At 62.5% G+C, this 17,440-nt stretch carries 12 protein-coding genes; 4 read left to right on the top strand and 8 right to left on the bottom strand.

Features of this window, described 5'->3' with window-relative positions; all coding sequences use genetic code 11:
* Nucleotides 1-363 precede the first annotated feature (363 nt).
* The 3 genes from B3397_RS19255 to B3397_RS19245 are packed head-to-tail and all read left to right on the top strand — an operon-like array spanning nucleotide 364 to nucleotide 4,809.
* Nucleotides 364-2,133 (top strand): type I secretion system permease/ATPase, encoded by a 1,770-nt coding sequence (locus B3397_RS19255; protein WP_296253190.1) that lies wholly within the window; start codon nucleotides 364-366, stop codon nucleotides 2,131-2,133.
* The gene (locus B3397_RS19250) at nucleotides 2,126-3,478 is read left to right on the top strand and encodes an HlyD family type I secretion periplasmic adaptor subunit (protein WP_296253188.1); all 1,353 of its coding nucleotides are present in this window, start codon (nucleotides 2,126-2,128) and stop codon (nucleotides 3,476-3,478) included. Before B3397_RS19255 ends, B3397_RS19250 begins: the two co-directional genes overlap by 8 nt.
* Nucleotides 3,479-3,528: 50 nt before the next feature.
* Nucleotides 3,529-4,809 (top strand): TolC family outer membrane protein, encoded by a 1,281-nt coding sequence (locus B3397_RS19245; protein ID WP_296253187.1) that lies wholly within the window; start codon nucleotides 3,529-3,531, stop codon nucleotides 4,807-4,809.
* Between the two features lie 818 nt (nucleotides 4,810-5,627).
* On the opposite strand, the gene B3397_RS19240 is transcribed toward B3397_RS19245, so the two are convergent.
* Nucleotides 5,628-6,560, bottom strand: coding sequence for a LysR family transcriptional regulator (locus B3397_RS19240; RefSeq protein ID WP_296253185.1), 933 nt, complete (start codon nucleotides 6,558-6,560; stop codon nucleotides 5,628-5,630).
* Between the two features lie 163 nt (nucleotides 6,561-6,723).
* On the opposite strand from B3397_RS19240, the gene B3397_RS19235 reads away from it, so the two are divergent.
* Nucleotides 6,724-7,941, top strand: coding sequence for an acyl-CoA dehydrogenase (locus tag B3397_RS19235; protein WP_296253183.1), 1,218 nt, complete (start codon nucleotides 6,724-6,726; stop codon nucleotides 7,939-7,941).
* A gap of 213 nt (nucleotides 7,942-8,154) precedes the next feature.
* Here B3397_RS19235 and B3397_RS19230 read toward each other — a convergent pair whose 3' ends face one another.
* The 7 genes from B3397_RS19230 to B3397_RS19200 all read right to left on the bottom strand — a co-directional run bounded on the left by B3397_RS19230 (nucleotide 8,155) and on the right by B3397_RS19200 (nucleotide 17,195).
* Nucleotides 8,155-9,462, bottom strand: coding sequence for a phosphate ABC transporter substrate-binding/OmpA family protein (locus tag B3397_RS19230; protein ID WP_296253182.1), 1,308 nt, complete (start codon nucleotides 9,460-9,462; stop codon nucleotides 8,155-8,157).
* A gap of 293 nt (nucleotides 9,463-9,755) precedes the next feature.
* Nucleotides 9,756-10,553, bottom strand: coding sequence for an IclR family transcriptional regulator (locus B3397_RS19225; protein ID WP_296253180.1), 798 nt, complete (start codon nucleotides 10,551-10,553; stop codon nucleotides 9,756-9,758).
* 255 nt (nucleotides 10,554-10,808) lie between these two features.
* Entirely contained in the window at nucleotides 10,809-12,350 is a 1,542-nt protein-coding gene (locus B3397_RS19220) for an AMP-binding protein (protein ID WP_296253178.1), read from the bottom strand.
* 3 nt (nucleotides 12,351-12,353) lie between these two features.
* Nucleotides 12,354-14,057 carry an ABC transporter permease subunit gene (locus B3397_RS19215; RefSeq protein WP_296253175.1) on the bottom strand — a complete coding sequence of 568 codons (1,704 nt, stop codon included), beginning with the start codon at nucleotides 14,055-14,057 and terminating at the stop codon, nucleotides 12,354-12,356.
* Nucleotides 14,054-15,118 (bottom strand): ABC transporter ATP-binding protein, encoded by a 1,065-nt coding sequence (locus B3397_RS19210; protein ID WP_296253174.1) that lies wholly within the window; start codon nucleotides 15,116-15,118, stop codon nucleotides 14,054-14,056. The genes B3397_RS19215 and B3397_RS19210 overlap by 4 nt, the downstream gene beginning before the upstream one ends.
* 12 nt (nucleotides 15,119-15,130) lie before the next feature.
* The gene (locus B3397_RS19205; RefSeq protein WP_296253172.1) at nucleotides 15,131-16,195 is read right to left on the bottom strand and encodes an ABC transporter substrate-binding protein; all 1,065 of its coding nucleotides are present in this window, start codon (nucleotides 16,193-16,195) and stop codon (nucleotides 15,131-15,133) included.
* Nucleotides 16,196-16,436: 241 nt separating this feature from the next.
* Nucleotides 16,437-17,195: an enoyl-CoA hydratase/isomerase family protein gene (locus B3397_RS19200; RefSeq protein ID WP_296253170.1), complete on the bottom strand. Its 759-nt coding sequence runs from the start codon at nucleotides 17,193-17,195 to the stop codon at nucleotides 16,437-16,439.
* Nucleotides 17,196-17,440 lie beyond the last annotated feature (245 nt).

Genomic DNA, 17,440 nt, shown 5'->3' with positions numbered 1-17,440 from the left:
CCTGAGGGAGAGGGAGCCGTATGCTGGTGTATCGGCCACCCCGATCCGCTTCTAGCTCCCTCTCCCCAAGGGAGAGGGCTGGGGTGAGGGGACCATTCCCCACCAATCCCTCCCTCTACCCTCACACCTCAATTCGCCAATAAACCGCCACTTCTTCACATTTCCGACGAAATGTGACGTTAATCCGCCGTTCTCTTGCTAACCTCCCGTTACACAACTGTCAGCCTTGAAAATCTCGTTACATCACGAGGCGCACCTTCGGTAACCTCTTTCGCACCTGTCCGATACGCGTCAGCCATGATGGCTGAACAACCTCTTCCATGGACGGTCTGGTAGCGAATCCAGCATCTGGGTCAACGACTTATGCGCTTGCTTCTTGATCCAAGGCACGATATCGATGCCGCCTTGCTCAGCTATCGTCGCGTATTCTGGGCTCTGGCCCTGTTCAGCGGCGTCATCAACCTGTTGGTGCTGGTCCCTTCGCTGTACATGATGCAGGTCTACGATCGCGTCCTGACCAGTCGCAATGAAACCACGCTGCTGATGCTGACCCTCATCACCCTGGGTCTGTTCATGCTCAGCGGGTTGATCGAGTGGCTCCGTGGCCAGGTCATGATTCGCATGAGTGCCGGACTCGATGAGCTGCTGGGCGAGCGGATCTTCGATGCTGCGTTCCAACGCAGCCTGAAGGAGCACAGTACCAACCCCGCTCAAGTGCTCAGCGACCTGGCCACCTTGCGCCAATTCATTACCGGCCAAGGGTTGATTGCCATGCTCGACGCGCCCTGGCTGCCGATCTTTCTGGTAGTGGCCTTTCTTTTTCACCCCTGGTTCGGCGTCATGACGCTGGTGCTGGCCCTGGTGCTCATCGGCCTGGCTATCTGGGGTGAACTGGCAACCCGTTCCAGTCTGGCCGAAGCCAACCAGATGTCGGTGAAGTCCGCCAGCTATGTCAACAGCACCCTGCACAATGCCGAAGTGATTCAGGCGCTGGGCATGCTGCCGGCCTTGCGTCAGCGCTGGTCTTTCCTGCAGCGGGGCATCATCACCGCCCAGGCACGGGCTAGCGATCGCAGTGCGCGAATCACCTCCATGACCCGTTTCGTTCGCATTTCCGGGCAATCGCTGGCGTTGGGCTTGGGCGCGTTGCTGGTGCTGGAAGGGCAGATTTCCGCTGGCATGATGATCGCCATGTCGCTGCTGCTGGGCCGGGCGCTGGCCCCCGTGGAGATCGCTATCGGCTCCTGGAAGCAATTCGGCAGTGCACGCCAGAGCTACCAACGCCTGAGCCAGCTCCTTGAGCAGCAGCCCCGCGCGCGTGAGCCCATGCCATTGCCCGCACCTTCAGGCGCCGTGCGTCTGGAGAACGTCCACGTCGGTCCTCCGGGCGAGAAACTACCCACGGTGCGTGACATCAACTTTGCCCTGAACAAGGGTGAGGTGCTGGCGATCATTGGGCCCAGCGCTTGCGGCAAGTCAACCTTGGCCCGAGCGCTGGTGGGCATCTGGCCGACCATGGCCGGCGCTGTCCGCCTGGACAGCGCCGAGATCAGCCAGTGGTCCCATGAGGCGCTGGGTCCGCACTTGGGCTATCTGCCCCAGGACATCGAACTGTTCGACGGCAGCGTGGCGGAAAACATTGCTCGCTTCGGTGAGCTGGACGCCGGGAAAATCATCGAGGCAGGACGCTACGCAGGTATCCATGAGATGGTCCTGCGCTTCCCCAAGGGCTACGACACCTTGCTGGGCCCCGGTGGCCTCGGCCTCTCCGGCGGGCAGAAACAGCGCATCGGACTGGCGCGTGCGGTGTACGGTACACCGGCACTGATCGTGCTCGACGAACCCAACTCCAACCTGGACGAGGCGGGGGAAGTGGCCTTGGTGCATGCGCTGCGCAGCCTGAAAAAGGCCGGTTCTACGGTGATCATGATCACTCACCGACCTAGCGTACTGGGTACGGTCGACAAGATTCTGCTGCTCAACGAGGGCGCCCAGCATATGTTCGGCACCCGCGATCAGGTGCTCAAGGCGCTGATGCCCAAGCCTTCGACGCCCACAGTGGTGAAAGACCCCGCCGACAAAGAGCGCAATGCCAAGGATTCCGCGAGTGCCGGAGGTCAGAACGATGCGTGATGTCTCGGCGAAGAAACCCGACCGCACCCTGCAGACCTTCGACGCCACGCCACCGAGCACTGATGCTTCCAGTTCTGCCCGGCGTGGTGTGTGGGTGCTGGCGATTGCCTTCGGCGGGTTCCTGCTCTGGGCGTTCCTGGCGCCGCTGGACCAGGGGGTCGTCGGCACTGGCACCGTGGTGGTGTCCGGCGAGCGCAAGAGCGTGCAATCGTTGGTGGGCGGTGTGGTGGAAAGGATTCTGGTCAGCGACGGGGACCGCGTCAGTCAGGGCCAACTGCTGATTCAACTGAACACCGTGCAGGCTCAGTCGCAACTGGCTGTGACCCTGGGCAAGCTGATCAGCGCCCGCAGCATCGAAGCGCGACTGATCGCCGAGCGCCTGGACCGCGACAGCATCGACTGGCCTGCTGACCTGCTGGCGCTGGCCCACGACCCAAGGGCGCAGACCGCCATGGCCTTGCAGACAAACCTGTTCGCCACGCGCAGGGCCGAGCTGAGCAGCCGATTGCAGATCATCGACCACGAGATCGCCTCGCTGAACCAGCAGCTTAGGGCCTATCAGGAGGTCAAGCGCAACTATGACGCACAGATGCAGTTTCAGCGCCAGGAGCTGGGCGGCCTGCGTGACCTTGCCAGGGAGGGTTACGTGCCACGCAACAAGTTGTTCGAAGCAGAGCGCAATACCGCACAGATGGCGGGGCAGATTGCCTCCGGCATTGCCGATATCGGCAAGACGCAGCAATCGATCAACGAAAGCCGGCTCAAGGCGTTGCAACAGGAGCAGGCTTTTCGCAGTGATGCCGAGACCCAGTTGAGCCAGGTGGCCGCCGAGGCATCGTCTTATGCCGACCAGATCAATGCGTTGAAATTCGAAGTGGACAATGGCGCCATCCGCGCGCCGGTGTCCGGTCAGGTATTGGGCCTGAGCGTGCACACGGTGGGTGGCGTAGCGCCGCCCAGCCAAAGCCTGATGGAGGTGGTACCTCTGGATGCCCCCATGGGCATCACCGCGCGCTTTCAGCCGATCATGGCCAACAAGCTGCAACCCGGCCTGCCGGTGCATGTGCATTTTACCGCCTTGCAGCGAGTGGACACACCGACGGTCACCGGCACGGTGGTCAACGTATCGGCTGACCAGCTGATCGATGAGCAAACCCGGCAACCTTATTTTTCGGCGAAGGTGGAGTTGCCCGCCGAGACCGTACAGACCCTGGCCACATCAGCCTTGCCGATCAAACCGGGGATGTTGGCCGATGTCACCGTGGTGACCGGCGAGCGCACCCTGATCAACTATTTGATGAAGCCGCTGCGTGAGCGGTTGCTGTCGGCGTTCAAGGAGGAGTAAGTGTGGGTAAACGGCTTTGTGCAGGGCTGGCATTGTGCTGGACAGGTTCATTGTGGGCTGCCGAAGGCGGTGAGCTGACCTTGGCGCAGCTCTACGACGCCTCCCGGCTAAACGATCCCACCATCCAGTCTGCCCACTACAGCTATCAGGCGTCGCAGCAGGAAGAGGCCATCGGCCGAGGCGGGTTGTTGCCGCAGGTATCGCTCGGCGGTCAATACGGTCGAGGGGGGCGCACGGACGGTGGTAGCGACTCGGAATTCGTCGACAGCGATGATTTCCAGTCCAACAATGTCACCCTCAGCGCCCGCCAACCGCTGTACGACAAGGCGCGCTGGGCAGCCTTCGAAGAAGGCAAGGCGCGCGGCAGGCTGGGAGAATCTCAGTTCGATCTGGCCAGCCAGGCATTGTTTGACCGCGTGGCCACCGCCTATTTCGAGGTCGCGCGAGTGGAAAACGAGCTCAAGCTCATCGCCCAGCAGAAGGCCGCCATCGCCGGACTGGTGGAGCAGACCAAGCGTTTGTACGCTTCGGGGCAGGGCGCTGTCACGGACATCGATGAGGCTCAGGCGCGCTACGACCTGGTGCAGGCCCAAGAGGTGGAGAACCAGGCTCGACGTATCGCCGCACTGCGCACGCTGTCCACCCGAGCCAGCCTGGTGGTACCGGATATCCCGCCCATGCGCGAAGAGTTGCCCAACGCCAGCCCATTGCCGCCAGAACAGAGCCTGGATTATTGGGCCGGCGTAGCACGCAGCGCCAGCCCGGAGCTGGCTGCACGCCTGGCCGCGGTAAAGGTCGCCGAGGCGCAAAGCGAGACTCAGAAAGCCGGCCACTATCCGACGGTCTCGCTGACCAGCCAACTGACTCGCCGCGACAACTCTCAATACCAGGAGCTTTCGCCGCGCCAGGACAGCTATTACGTCGGCGTGGCGGTGAACATTCCCTTGTACAGCGGCGGCTCGGTCAGCGCCTCGGTGGAAAAGGCACGCGCCGCACTGGCGGGCGCCGAAGCCGACTATGACGTGCAGCGCCAGCAACTCTCCGAGGACGTCGAAGCCGATTACCTCGGCGTGGTCGCCGGGTTTGCCAAAAGCCGCGCCATGCTCCGCGCAGTGCAGTCCAACCAGCGCGCCTTGACCTCTACCGAGAAGGGATACCAGGGCGGTGTACGCTCGACCGTGGATATTCTCGATGCCCAGCAACTGCTGTTTCAGGCACGCCGGGATCTGCTCAATACCAAGCTGGATATGCTGCAGAGTTATGTGACGTTGCATACCCATTCCGGCCAGATGAACCGGGCGGTGTTGGAGCGGGTGCAGGGGCTGTTTTGATCGGGGTGGTTTGATGTGGGATTGGTGGTGGATGGTCCCCTCACCCCAGCCCTCTCCCTGAGGGAGAGGGGGCTAAAAGCGGATCGCGGTGGCCGATACACCACCGTACGGCTCCCTCTCCCCAAGGGAGAGGGCTGGGGTGAGGGGACCATTCACCGCAAACGCCACCCCATGCAAAAACCATAAACCCATACCCCAGACAGCACTGAGGGGAGCCTAGGCTCCCCTCAAGGGTTTCATGCATGCTCTTTTTTTATTATTGAGGGGCGGCCTGTTGTTGTTTTTGGTAGCCGTTACCCGTACCGCTTCTTGTGCGACCCCCATCCAGGGTCAAGAGCAAACGTATTTTTTTGAGCGCTGATCTGCTTTCATGCGTGATCCAACCAGTGGGCGTCTACCTCAGGGTAGTTTTGTTGTTCTCGACCTGGCTGCGGGGGCGAACCCCTGAAAAGCACATCTTCTCCAAAAAAATCTGTTAGCTACGTCTCTGCCGCGTTTGTTCTTGTTATGTCAGAGTCGTTCAGTCTTGTTGTTATTGGTTTGTCGCATTTTTATTGTTCTTGTACCAATGATATAGCAGGGCGCGTGCCAACTTTTTAAAATCCTTTTAAATCAATAGCCTACAAATTTTGATTGGAGCAGGTGCGGCAGACTGACGCAGATCTGTTCCCGTGTTACTCAGTTTTGAGTGGGCCGGGTGGGGGCGAGGTAACACTTTGTTTCGGAAACCTCCCAACACGCCCGAGACCCGCACGCAGCACTCCCTGGCGGGTCCGGTTCCAACTGCATCTGCCCATACGTCTGCCTCGACTTTCACCTCAGGTTGCCTGCGCCGCCTGGGCCACATCCTGCGCTACCACCGCCTGGCACAACTCGATCATCTGTTCGCGCATCCAGCGATTGGCGGGGTCCTGATCGGTGCTTTCGTGCCAGTACAAGTGAGTTTCGACGGTGGGTACATCGGCCACCGGCAAGGGCACGTAGTACAAACCGCTGCGCCGCGCGAAGCGCTCCGGCACGGTCATCACCATATCGGTCTGCTGCAATACCTGGGTCGCCATCAGGTAGTGCTGCGAGCGAAGGGCAATCTTGCGTTGCAGGCCCAGCTTGCCCAGTGCCAGGTCAATATGGCCCAGGCCGTTGCGCCGACTGGAAATATGGATGTGGGTCAGCCCCAGATACTCTTCCAGGCTGAGCCTGGGTTTGCTCAACGGGTGTTCGCGGCGCATCGCACACACGTAACGGTCCTCCATGAGCTTGACGTGGCGTACCTGTGGGTCGGTATTGAGCGGCGCATCGACGGCAAAATCCAGGCGCCCGGCGGCCAGGTCCGTGGTGGTTTCGCGGCGGCGGCTCAAGAAGCTTTCGATCATCACTGCCGGAGCCTGACGGCGCAGGCGTTGAAACAACGGCGGCAGGATCACCGCCTCGGTCAGGTCGGTCATGCTGATGCGAAAAGTTTTGCTGGCTTGCAACGGGTTAAAGGTGCGGCTCTCCTGAACCGATACCCGCAGCAGCGCCAGGGCGTTGCGCACCGGCCCGATGATGTTTTGTGCCATGGGCGTAGGTACCATGCCTTGGGCGGTGCGCACGAACAGCGGGTCGTTGAAGGTATCGCGCAAGCGTGACAAGGCGTTGGACACGGCCGGTTGGGTAATGCCGACGATCTGTCCGGCGCGGGTCAGGTTCGCTTCGGTGTAAATGGCATCGAAGACAATGAACAGATTGAGGTCGACCTTGCTCAGGTTCATGGCGGACTCTTGCTATAGCTATATGGGTGATGAATGTTCATACACGTTGAGAATAGATTAGATAGATATCGGTGCCGTGGTCTAGCATTGGTCTGAATCTTGGCGGTTTTGGCCTCAACTCACCGCTGCGTCGTTCTCACACCCTCTGTATAGGTCTTTGCCCATGGATTTTGCCTACTCCCCCAAGGTGCAGGCGCTGCGTGAACGGGTTACCGCGTTCATGGACGCCCACGTGTATCCAGCCGAAGCGGTATTCGAGCGCCAGGTGGCCGAAGGTGATCGTTGGCAGCCCACTGCAATCATGGAGTCCCTCAAGGCGGAGGCCAGGCAGGCGGGGCTGTGGAATCTGTTCCTGCCCGAATCGGATTGGGGCGCAGGGTTGAGCAACCTTGAATATGCACCGTTGGCCGAGATCATGGGGCGCTCGTTGCTGGGGCCGGAGCCGTTCAACTGCTCGGCGCCGGACACCGGCAACATGGAAGTGCTGGTGCGCTACGCCAGCGACCTGCAGAAGCAGCAGTGGCTCGAACCGCTTCTGCGGGGGGAGATTCGCTCGGCATTTGCCATGACCGAACCGGACGTGGCCTCATCCGACGCCACCAACATGGCCGCGACTGCCGTGCATCAGGGTGACGAGTGGGTCATCAACGGGCGCAAGTGGTGGACGTCTGGCGCCTGCGACCCACGTTGCAAGATCCTGATCTTCATGGGCTTGAGCAACCCGGACGGGCCGCGCCACCAGCAGCATTCAATGATCCTGGTGCCCATGGATACCCCTGGGGTGAAAGTGGTCCGGCCGTTGCCGGTGTTTGGCTACGACGATGCGCCCCACGGCCACGCCGAGATGCATTTCGAGAATGTGCGGGTGCCTTACGAGAATGTGCTGCTCGGCGCCGGCAGGGGCTTCGAGATTGCCCAGGGGCGCTTGGGGCCGGGCCGTATCCACCATTGCATGCGCTCGGTGGGCATGGCCGAGCGGGCCCTGCAATTGATGTGCGAGCGTTCGGTAGAGCGTCAGGCGTTCGGTCAGCCGCTGGCGCGGTTAGGCGGCAATATCGACAAGATTGCCGATTCACGCATGGAGATCGACATGGCGCGGCTGCTGACGCTCAAGGCCGCTTACATGATGGATACCGTCGGCAACAAGGTTGCTCGCAGCGAGATCGCTCAAATCAAGGTTGTGGCGCCGAACGTGGCATTGCGGGTGATCGACCGCGCGATTCAGATGCATGGTGGGGCGGGCGTGAGCGGCGATTTCCCGTTGGCTTATATGTATGCGATGCAGCGCACTTTGCGCCTGGCTGATGGGCCCGATGAGGTGCATCGGGCGGCGATCGGGAAGTATGAAGTGGGTAAGTATAGGGTCAGGGATATGCGGTGAATGGTCCCCTCACCCCAGCCCTCTCCCTGAGGGAGAGGGAGCTAGAAGCAGATCGAGTTCATCTGCCACACCACCGCACGGCTCCCTCTCCCTGAGGGAGAGGGGGCTAAAAGCAGATCGAGTTCATCTGCAACGCCACCGTACGGCTCCCTCTCCCTCAGGGAGAGGGCTGGGGTGAGGGGACCATTCACCGCCAATCCCCAACCATGCGCCCTAATAAACCCATACCTCCACGCGCCTATTCTTGATCCGCCCTTCATCCACATCATTGGCCGCCACCGGCATCTGTGCACCCAGCCCCTGGATATCGCGCAGCACCGCGCCGCCCTTGGCCAGCTCCCGGCGCACCGCCATGGCCCGCAGCTTGGACAGCAATACCGCCCGCGCCGGATCGTCCTTGGCGTCGCCGAAGCCAATCAGGCTGGCTTGCTGCTGAAGCTTGCCGTGGCTTTTCAGATACTCCAGCACCCTGCCAATATCCGCCAGGGCTTTGTTGTCCAGGCTGGCGCTGCCCTCGGCAAAACGAAAGTTCACCGACAGGCGTTGCCCTGCGGCAGCCAGTTGCCGATAGGCCAGCGGCATGCTGGACGACGCGGGCACCTCAATGGCCTGCACCGTCTGCGCAACGAACCCTTGGCCGGCGACGATTGCCTGACCTCGGGCACTCTGGCTGAACTTGACCAGGGCCTCGGCCCAGGGCGAAGGCCGGTTGGGGGCGCTATAGAAATACAGGCGCCGTGCCAGCGGATAATCTTCGGTAGCAATCAAGCTGACACTGGGCAGCATCGGTTTGCTGTCACCGTCGGCAATGGCCAGTGCGCGTGCACTGCGTACGTAGGGCAGGCCGATGAAGCCGATGGCCTGGGGGTCGCGGCTGACCTTGTCGGAAAGTGCCTCGCTGGACTCCAGGCGAGTGGCAGAAGCCGCCAGCTGTTTGCCCCGCGGGGTGAGCACCTGCTCACGAAAGGTTTCCCACGTGCCGGAGCGGTCGTCGCGGGCATAGAGATGCACGGCGCCATGGCCGCCCAGCGCGCTCCAATCGCTGATTTCGCCACTGAACAGTTGGGCCAACTGGGCCATGCTCAAGTGTTGCACGGGATTGTCCGGGTGGACGATGATCGCCACGCCATCGATGGCAATCACATGCTCGGCTTCGAAGCTTTTCAGATCGCCCAGGCGCTCAAGGCTCACCAATTCGCCGTCGGTGATGGGCCTGGAGGCTGCCGCCAGATCGGCCTGGCCCGCCAGCAGGCCAGTGAACCCGGTGCTCGAGCCGTGGGCGGCGATCTCGAATCGCAAGGTGCGGCCCTGACTGTCCCTGGCGGTGACGGTTTGCTCGTTGGCTTGGTGGGTTTGCGTCTGGATGGCGACCAGGCCCTGATCTTCGAGCATGCCGCGCACCAGCGCCGGCCCCAGCTCGGCGCCGATGGTGTTGGAACCCTGGATGCGCAAGGCGGAGGCGTCCGCCAGGGTGGTAGCGGGGATGCTCAGCGACAGCAGGAGGTGTAACACACGGAGCATGGCTGAGCTACCTGGGATGGGGGAGCCCGGAGAATAAGTCAGTGGTGTTACGGTTGGATGACGTTGGTGGTCAGGTGCTTGTTGCGCGGTGAATGGTCCCCTCACCCCAGCCCTCTCCCTTGGGGAGAGGGAGCCGATCATCGCCAGTCGGCCCACCGCAATCCGCTTTTAGCCCCCTCTCCCTCACGGAGAGGGAGCCGATCACCGCCAGTCGGCGCACCGCAGGCCGCTTTTAGCTCCCTCTCCCTCAGGGAGAGGGCTGGGGTGAGGGGACCATTCACCACAAATCCCACCTAAACCTTGCGCTTGATAGAAATCGACGACGCCGCCGAAATCACCAGGTCCGCATACCGCTTGGTATCACGCTCGGGCACCCAGCGCGAGCGCGAGACCGCCACGTTGACCGCCCCAATCCCCCGGCCATTGGCATCCAGGATCGCCGCGGCAGTGGACACATCGCCGTAGAAGAACTGATCTTCGGTATGAGCGTAGCGTCGCTGGCGGATCGCTTCGAGGCTGGCCCATACCTGACCGCGGTCGGTGATGGTTGCCGGCGTATGCTGGATGAACTGGCTGCGATCGAAGATATCGTTGATCTCGTCGTCACTGTAGGTGGCCAGCAATGCTTGGCCGGGCGCGGTGCACCAGGCCGGCAGGCGAGTACCGATGATCACGCTGGCGTTGAACACATGCCGACTCACGATCCGCTGCACGTAAACGATATCGGTACCGTCCAGCACTGTCAGGTTGGTGGCTTCTTCGGTTTCCGCGCTCAGTTGCTGCAAGTAGGGCGCCGCCCGGGTCACCAGCTCGCTGGAGGTAAGGTAGTGGTAGGTGAAATCGAGCAACCGTGGCGACAGCTCGTATTTCTTGCTGCTGTCCTTGTTCAGGTACCCCAGGGTGGCCAGCGTGTGAGTAAACCGCTGGGCCGCGCTGAGGTCCATGCCGGTCAGGCCAGCGATATCGGAGAGCGACAGCTGCCGCTTACTGCCGTCGAAGGCCATCAACACCTTCATGGCTTTTTCCACGGACTGCACGTACAGCGAAGAGGCTGTAGGGTCCGCGGGCGGTTTTTTCGGGGTAGTGGCCATAGGTTGCGACGCATTGGTAAAAGGAAGGGATTATCCGGGAGTTGCCGGGCAGATTCTATCGCTATTCACTAATGGGTTACTGGAGGGACGCCTTCGCGGCTGGACGCCGCTCCTACGGGGGAGCGGGGTGGCTGGGAGGGCGCCTTCGTTCCTACGGGGGCGAGGTGGCTGGAAGGACGCCTTCGCGGCTGTACGCCGCTCCTACGGGGGGGGTGGTTGTAGGAGCGGCGTGAAGCCGCGAAGGGGGCGGGCCTGTCAACCGCGATGGTCCCAGGCGCCCCCTAAATCCCGCGGCAACAGGTGTTTCTTGATCCGTTCGCTGGGCGTCAGCTCGAACCTGTCCACCGCGCGGTAATACCGCGGCAGCTGATACGACGCACACCGCGATCGGGCCCACTCCAGCAGAACCGGCCAATCCGGAGTCACACCAGGTTCCAGCTGTACGAACAGCATGATCTCCTGTTCACCCACCGCCGACTCGACACCCACTGCCGCGCACGCCTGTACCCAAGGGTGACCGCTGAACACCCGCTCCACTTCCCAGGCCGACACGTTCTCACCTCGCACCCGCATGCTGTCAGTGCGTCGGCCAACGAAGAACAGGTCGCCGTCGGCGTCCATGCGTGCCATGTCACCGGTGAACAGGCGGCCCTCCCGAAGGGCGCTGGAGGTGGCTTCGGGGTTGTCCAGGTAGCCCGGCAGAAACACCCCCTCGACCTCACTGGACAGCACGATTTCGCCCAGCTGTCCCGTCGACACCGGTGCACCGTCCGGCCCGAGCAACTCGAGGGACAGCCACGGGAACGGTCGGCCGATGGAACCGGGCTTGCCGGTACGGTTCAGCGTGGCGAAGCTGGAACACTCGGTCATCCCGTAGCACTCGCGCAGCGGGCAGCCGAAGCGCGCCTCGATAGCGGCCCAGTTGGCCAGGCTTACACCGGCCCCCCACAGGGTCCGCAGTTGATGCTGCACAGGCCACTGCTCCGCGGGTTGCTGCATGAGGATGTCGATGATGCCGCCTAGGTAGTGCAACTGAGTCGCCTGCGCCTCGGTGCATTGCGCCCAGAACTTGCTGGCGGAAAACCGCTGCACCACGCTCAGGCGTACGTCGGCCAAAAAAGGGATCAACAACATCTGCGCACCGCCGATGTGGCACAGCGGTTCCCACAGCAGCAAGCGGTCACCGGCTTTGACATCGGCCACCTGCAACACCGCTTCGCTGGCGATGCGCAGCATGCGGTGGGTGAATACCACGCCCTTGGGTGCTCCGGTGGTGCCAGAGGTGTAGATCACACACAGCGCGGCGTCGGCCGCACTGTCGATCAGTTGCAGGCTCGCAGCCGGGTGGGCCAGGGCGGCCTGATGCAGGTCACCGATGTCCAGATAGGGCAACTGCCCGGCGGCGCCTTGGGCCAGCAACGCACGAAACTCGGCGTCGCCGACCACCAGGTCGGGCTTGGCATGCTCGAACGGATAGTCCAGGCCGGGCCCTCGCAGTTTGGTGTTGATGGGAATCCACACCAGACCGCTCAGCACCAGCGCGTAGATCAGCACGATCTGCTCGTCGCTGTTGCCGAGCATGACCGCAACGCGCTGACCGGCGCGCAAGCCACGCGCCGCAAGCACCTGTTGCAGCGCGGCGACCCGCTGGCGCAGTTCCAGGGTGGTCAGCGAGCGACCTTCGAAGCTGATGCGTACCGCGTTATCGTCGATCAGCAGCCCGGCATGGATCAAAGGGGCCGTCGTAAGCTGATCCTGGCTGATGCGATGCGGAAAAAACTGAGCATATGGATGCATCGTCTAGAGCCCTTGACGTTTGGAAATGGAACGCCGCGATACCCACTGGGCAATCACGGCAAACAGCACAATGAACACCAGCAGAGTGGTGGAAACCGCCGCCAGGGTGGGCGTCAACGCCAGCTGAATGCTGTCCCACATCTGCTTGGGCAGGGTGGTGTTGATACCGCCACTGACGAAGATGGCGATGGTCAGGTCGTCGAACGAAGTGATGAAGGCCAGCAGGAACGCCGACACCAGACTCGCTGACATCAACGGCAAGGTAACCGTGCGCAGGCGGGTGAAAGTGCCGGCACCGAGCATCCGCGCGGCGTCGTCCAGACGCCAGTCGTACTGCTTGAATGCGGCGGACAAGGTCACCACAACGTAGGGCAGCGCCAACACCGTATGCCCCAGTACCAGGCCGATGTCCTTGCCGGCCAGGCCAAGGCGCGAGAACAGGTACAAAAGCCCCAGAGCAATGACGATGCGCGGCACGATCAGCGGCGCAATGAACAGCGCGAACAGCCCTTTGCGCCAACCGGCGCTGACCCGCGTCAGAGCCATGGTCGCGCCGAAACCCAGCACCAGTGCCAGCAGCGCAGTGGCCACGCCGACCCCGAGCGAGCGCAGCAGTGCCGCTTGCCACACCGCCGAGGTGAAGAACTCCTCGAACCACTTGAAGCTGTACAGCTTGGGCGGGAAGGCGATGAACGGACTGCTGGTGAACGCCAGGGGCACCACCACCAGCACCGGCAAGATCAGCAGCATCACCAGCAGCACGCTGTAACCGGTCAGCAGCATACTGTCGCCGCTGCGCTGGGGCTGGCTGCCTTTGCGCGAGAAACGGTGGCCCAACCAGATCAGCATCTGCAAGCCCACCCCCGACTGCCGCTCCTTGGGGGCTTCGCCGCCCAGCGAGGACAGCCCGGCGATACGGTCGTAGATCACGAACACCACCAGCGAGCAAACCAGCAGCACCACCGACAAAGCCCCGGCAAAGTTCATGTCGAACAAATCCAGCACCGAGGAAATCACCAGTTGCGCCACCATCATCTCCCGCGGCGACCCCAGCAGCGCGGGAACGATGAAGAAGCCCAGGCTGGTGATGAACACCAGCAGCGCTGCGGCGGCAATGCCCGGTGCGGACAAAGGCAGGAATATGCTGAAGAAACTCATCGAGCTGCTCGCGCCCAGGGTCTGCGCGGCGGGCGTCAGGCGTTGATCGATGCTGCGCATGATCGGCAGCAGGGTAATGACCGCCAGCGGCAGCATCGAATGCACCATGCCGATCAGCACGCCCGACAGCGCCGGCACCAGCCCCGACGGATTGTCCAGCACGTCGGCGGCCAACGTGGTCAGCAGGCCTTTGCGCGACAGCAGCAGCATCCAGGCGTAGGTCTTGACCAGGTAGCTGGTCCAGAACGGCAGCATGATCCAGAGCAGCCAGCGCTCGCGGCCCATGGGCGACAGTCGGGTGAGCAGGTAGGCCACCGGGTAGGCCAGCAGTACCGACAGCAGCGCGGTCAACGCCGAGATCCAGAAGGTGATACCCAGCACCCGTGCGTACACCGGGGTCGAGGCGATGCGTTCGAAATTGCCCAGGCTGAGCTCGCCGCTGGCGTTCTGGAAACTGCCCATGAGCATTTCGGCCACCGGCAGCAGGAAGAACAAGGCCAGGAACAGCAGGGCGGGAATGGCCGGAATCAGCCCCTTGCGCCAGCTCATGGCTGCGCCTGCGCGGGCAGCAAGGTGGCACGGCCTGCATCCCAGGCGATACCCACCGGATCGCCGACCTTGGGGCTCAGATCCCGCGAGCAGCGCACACTGAAGGTGTTGCCGGAAGGCAGACGAACCAAGGCCCGGGTGTCACTGCCCAGGAACACGCATTCATCCACGGTGCCCACCAGCAGGCCCGCGCCGGGGTCGGTCAAACGGGCCGCCTCAGGGCGGATCAACAGGAATGCATCGGCATCGTCGCGCGGGGCGTCGTGGCCCACGCAGCCTGCCAGGGCCAGTCGTTGGCCCTCGACCTGCAGGTGTTCGCTGCCATCCCGACGGCCGTGGAGCAGATTGGAATGGCCGATGAATTCGGCGGCAAAACGGGTGGCCGGACGATCGTAGAGCTCCTGGGGAGTGGCCAACTGCTCGATGCGCGCGCGGTTCATCAGGCAGATGCGGTCCGACAGGGTCAGGGCTTCCTCCTGATCGTGGGTGACATAGATGAAGGTGGCACCCAGTTCCTTGTGCATGCGGCGAATTTCCAGCTGCATGTGCTCGCGCAGATTCTTGTCCAGGGCGCCCAGCGGTTCGTCCAGCAGAATGATCGATGGCCGATAGGCGAAGCAGCGGGCCAGGGCGATGCGCTGCTGTTGGCCGCCGGACAGCTCGTTGGGATAACGATGGGCGAAGTCCTGCATGCGCACCATGGCCAGTGCGTCATCCACGGCCTGAGTGACCTGAGCCTTGGGGTACTGGCGCATGCGCAGGCCATAGGCGACGTTGTCGCGCACGCTCATGTGCGGGAACAGGGCGTAGCTTTGAAACACCAGGCCGATGCCACGTTGACCGGGGGCAATGTGGGTAGCGTCCTGACCGTCGATCAGCAGCTGCCCGCTATTGGGTGGCACCAGCCCGGAAATCATTTGCAGCAAGGTGGTCTTGCCGGAGCCCGAAGGCCCCAGCAGGGTCAGGAACTCGCCTTCGCGAACCTGGATATCGGTAGGCTGCAACGCTACAAACTGACCGTAGGTCTTGCCCAGCCCTCGGGTTTCAAGTTTGACACTCATGCAGCGACTCCCTTACGACAAGATCCACGCATTGAAGCGTTCGGTGACGGCAGTGCGGTTCTCGGCCCACCAGCTGGGGCTGGGCAGGCGCATGTTCTCCAGGTTCTGCGGCGCGGTGGGCAGCAGCGCCGCGCGCTCGGCGGGGATGTCATCGAAGGCCTTGCGGTTGGTGGGGCCATAGGCGAGGGTGTCGGTGAAGGCTGCCTGGCGCTTGGAATCGGCGCAGAAACGCACGAACTGCTTGGCCATGTCGGCGTGCGGCGTGCCCTTGGGAATCGCCCAGCCTTCGATGGAATACAGGCCCTGGTTCCACACGATCTGTACCGGCGCACCGTTGTCGATGGCCGCCTGGGCGCGGCCGTTCCAGCTAGAGATCATGTCCACTTCGCCACTTTGGATCGCTTGCATGGCCTGGGCGCCGGAGGTCCACCACAGGTCGATGTGCGGCTTGATCTTGTCCAGGCTCTTGAACGCGCGGTCCACATCCAGTGGGTAGAGATCGTCCAGACCGACGCCATCGGCCAGCAGGGCCTGTTCAAGCGTGTCCAGGGGACTGCGACGCAGGCAGCGGCGACCGGGGAATTTCTCCACGTTCCAGAAATCCGCCCAGGTCTGCGGGCCTTTGCCGGCGGGGAAGGTATCCGTGCGGTAGGCAAGCACGGTGGAGTACACATCGACGCCCAAGAAATTGGCGGTGATGGCCTCGGGCATCAGGTCGGGGAATTCGCTGGCGCTGAGGCCGATCGGCTCTAGAAAGCCCTGGGCTTCCAGATACGGGATGTCTGCCGAAATTGTCAGCGTGGTGACGTCCCACACATAGTTGCGGGTTTTGACCATCGCCGAGAACTGCGCCACCGGCTGGGATTCCCGGGCCACACTGACCACCTTGATGCCGGTGGCTTGCTCGAACGGGTCGTAGAACGCCTTGCGGTAGGCCACGGTGTAGGGGCCGCCCGGATCGGACACGATGATCTGCTTGTCGGCGGCGCGGACCACGCTGGGCAAGCTGCTGATCAGCGCCAGGGTGGCACCGGCCTTGAGCAACTGGCGGCGACCGGGATTTTCAGGTGTGCGCATGACTGTCTCCTACAAAAAACCAATGTTTCGTTGGGTAGATAGGACGTCGGCAGTAAAAGTGATGCAGAAGCCGGGGTAGGTACATTGCCGCCGCCGTGCATGTTGCGGTGAAACGGTATGGCGCCCCCTGCGGGGCCGGGCTTGCCCGCGTCGCAGACCCCACGGTATGACAGGTAAGTCAGGGGTGAGGCAGTGGTGGGCAGGCCCGCGCTCAGGCAGTGGCTGTCATCAGGGGCACCGCTTATTTGGCGCGAGCCTTGAAGAAAGCTTCCATCATGCGTGCCGGCTCGCCGGAGTCGTAGGCTTCCTTCTGCAGACGGCGGCCGGCGGCAATGCAGTCCTTGAAGCCGGCTTCGCTCATTTCGCGGAAGCGTTGCTTGTCCAGGCGCATGGCGATGGGGGGCTTGGCCGCCAGCTCATGGGCGATTTCCAGTGCCTTGGTCATGACCTGCTCGGCCGGTACCAGATGGTGGATCAGGCCGATCTGCTTGCATTCGTCGGCATTCATCAGGCGCCCGGTCAGGGTCAATTCGATGGTGCGTGACATACCCAACATGCTGTTCATGATCCAGGGGCCAGTGGTGCTGGGGATCCCGGAGTTGATTTCCGGCTGACCCATGCGCACACCCGGATGGCCGACGCGGATATCGCCCAGCAGCGCGACCTGGAAAGCAGAACCGGCAGCGGTACCGTTCAAGGCAATGATCAGCGGCTTGGACAGGCCACGCAGGGTGGCGTAGTAGCGCTCCCACTCACCCACCCATTCCACCGCGCGGTCGCCGTCGAAATCGTGAGCTTCGGACAGGTCCTGGCCGGCGGAGAACGCACGGTCTCCAGCGCCGGTCATGATGACGGCCTTGATCGCGGGATCAGCGTCGTAAACGTGCATGGCTTCGATGATCTCGTTGCGCATGGGGGTGGTCCAGGCGTTGAGAACGGCGGGGCGATTGAGGGTGATGACAGCGACAGGACCTTGGATTTCTAGCACAATGTCTGACATGGTTATCTCAATGCGATAGTTGATGTGGAATAACGATAGAATTATCCCGTGGAATGCGCAAGGGGTTTTGTCGAGGCGAATTGGGGGAGGGGGCGTGGCGGGGCTTTGGGGGAGGGGCGGCGGGGTTTCAGGGGGGATTTGTGGGGGATGGTCCCCTCACCCCAGCCCTCTCCCTGAGGGAGAGGGAGCTAGAAGCGGATCGCGGTGGGGCGGCTGGTGGTGATCGGCCCCCTCTCCCCCAGGGA

The sequence above is a fragment of the Pseudomonas sp. UBA4194 genome, from assembly GCF_002379585.1.
In the GTDB taxonomy this organism is placed as follows: domain Bacteria; phylum Pseudomonadota; class Gammaproteobacteria; order Pseudomonadales; family Pseudomonadaceae; genus Aquipseudomonas.
Note: the sequence above shows the minus strand (reverse complement) of the source record. Positions and strands in the feature narration are given on the sequence as shown.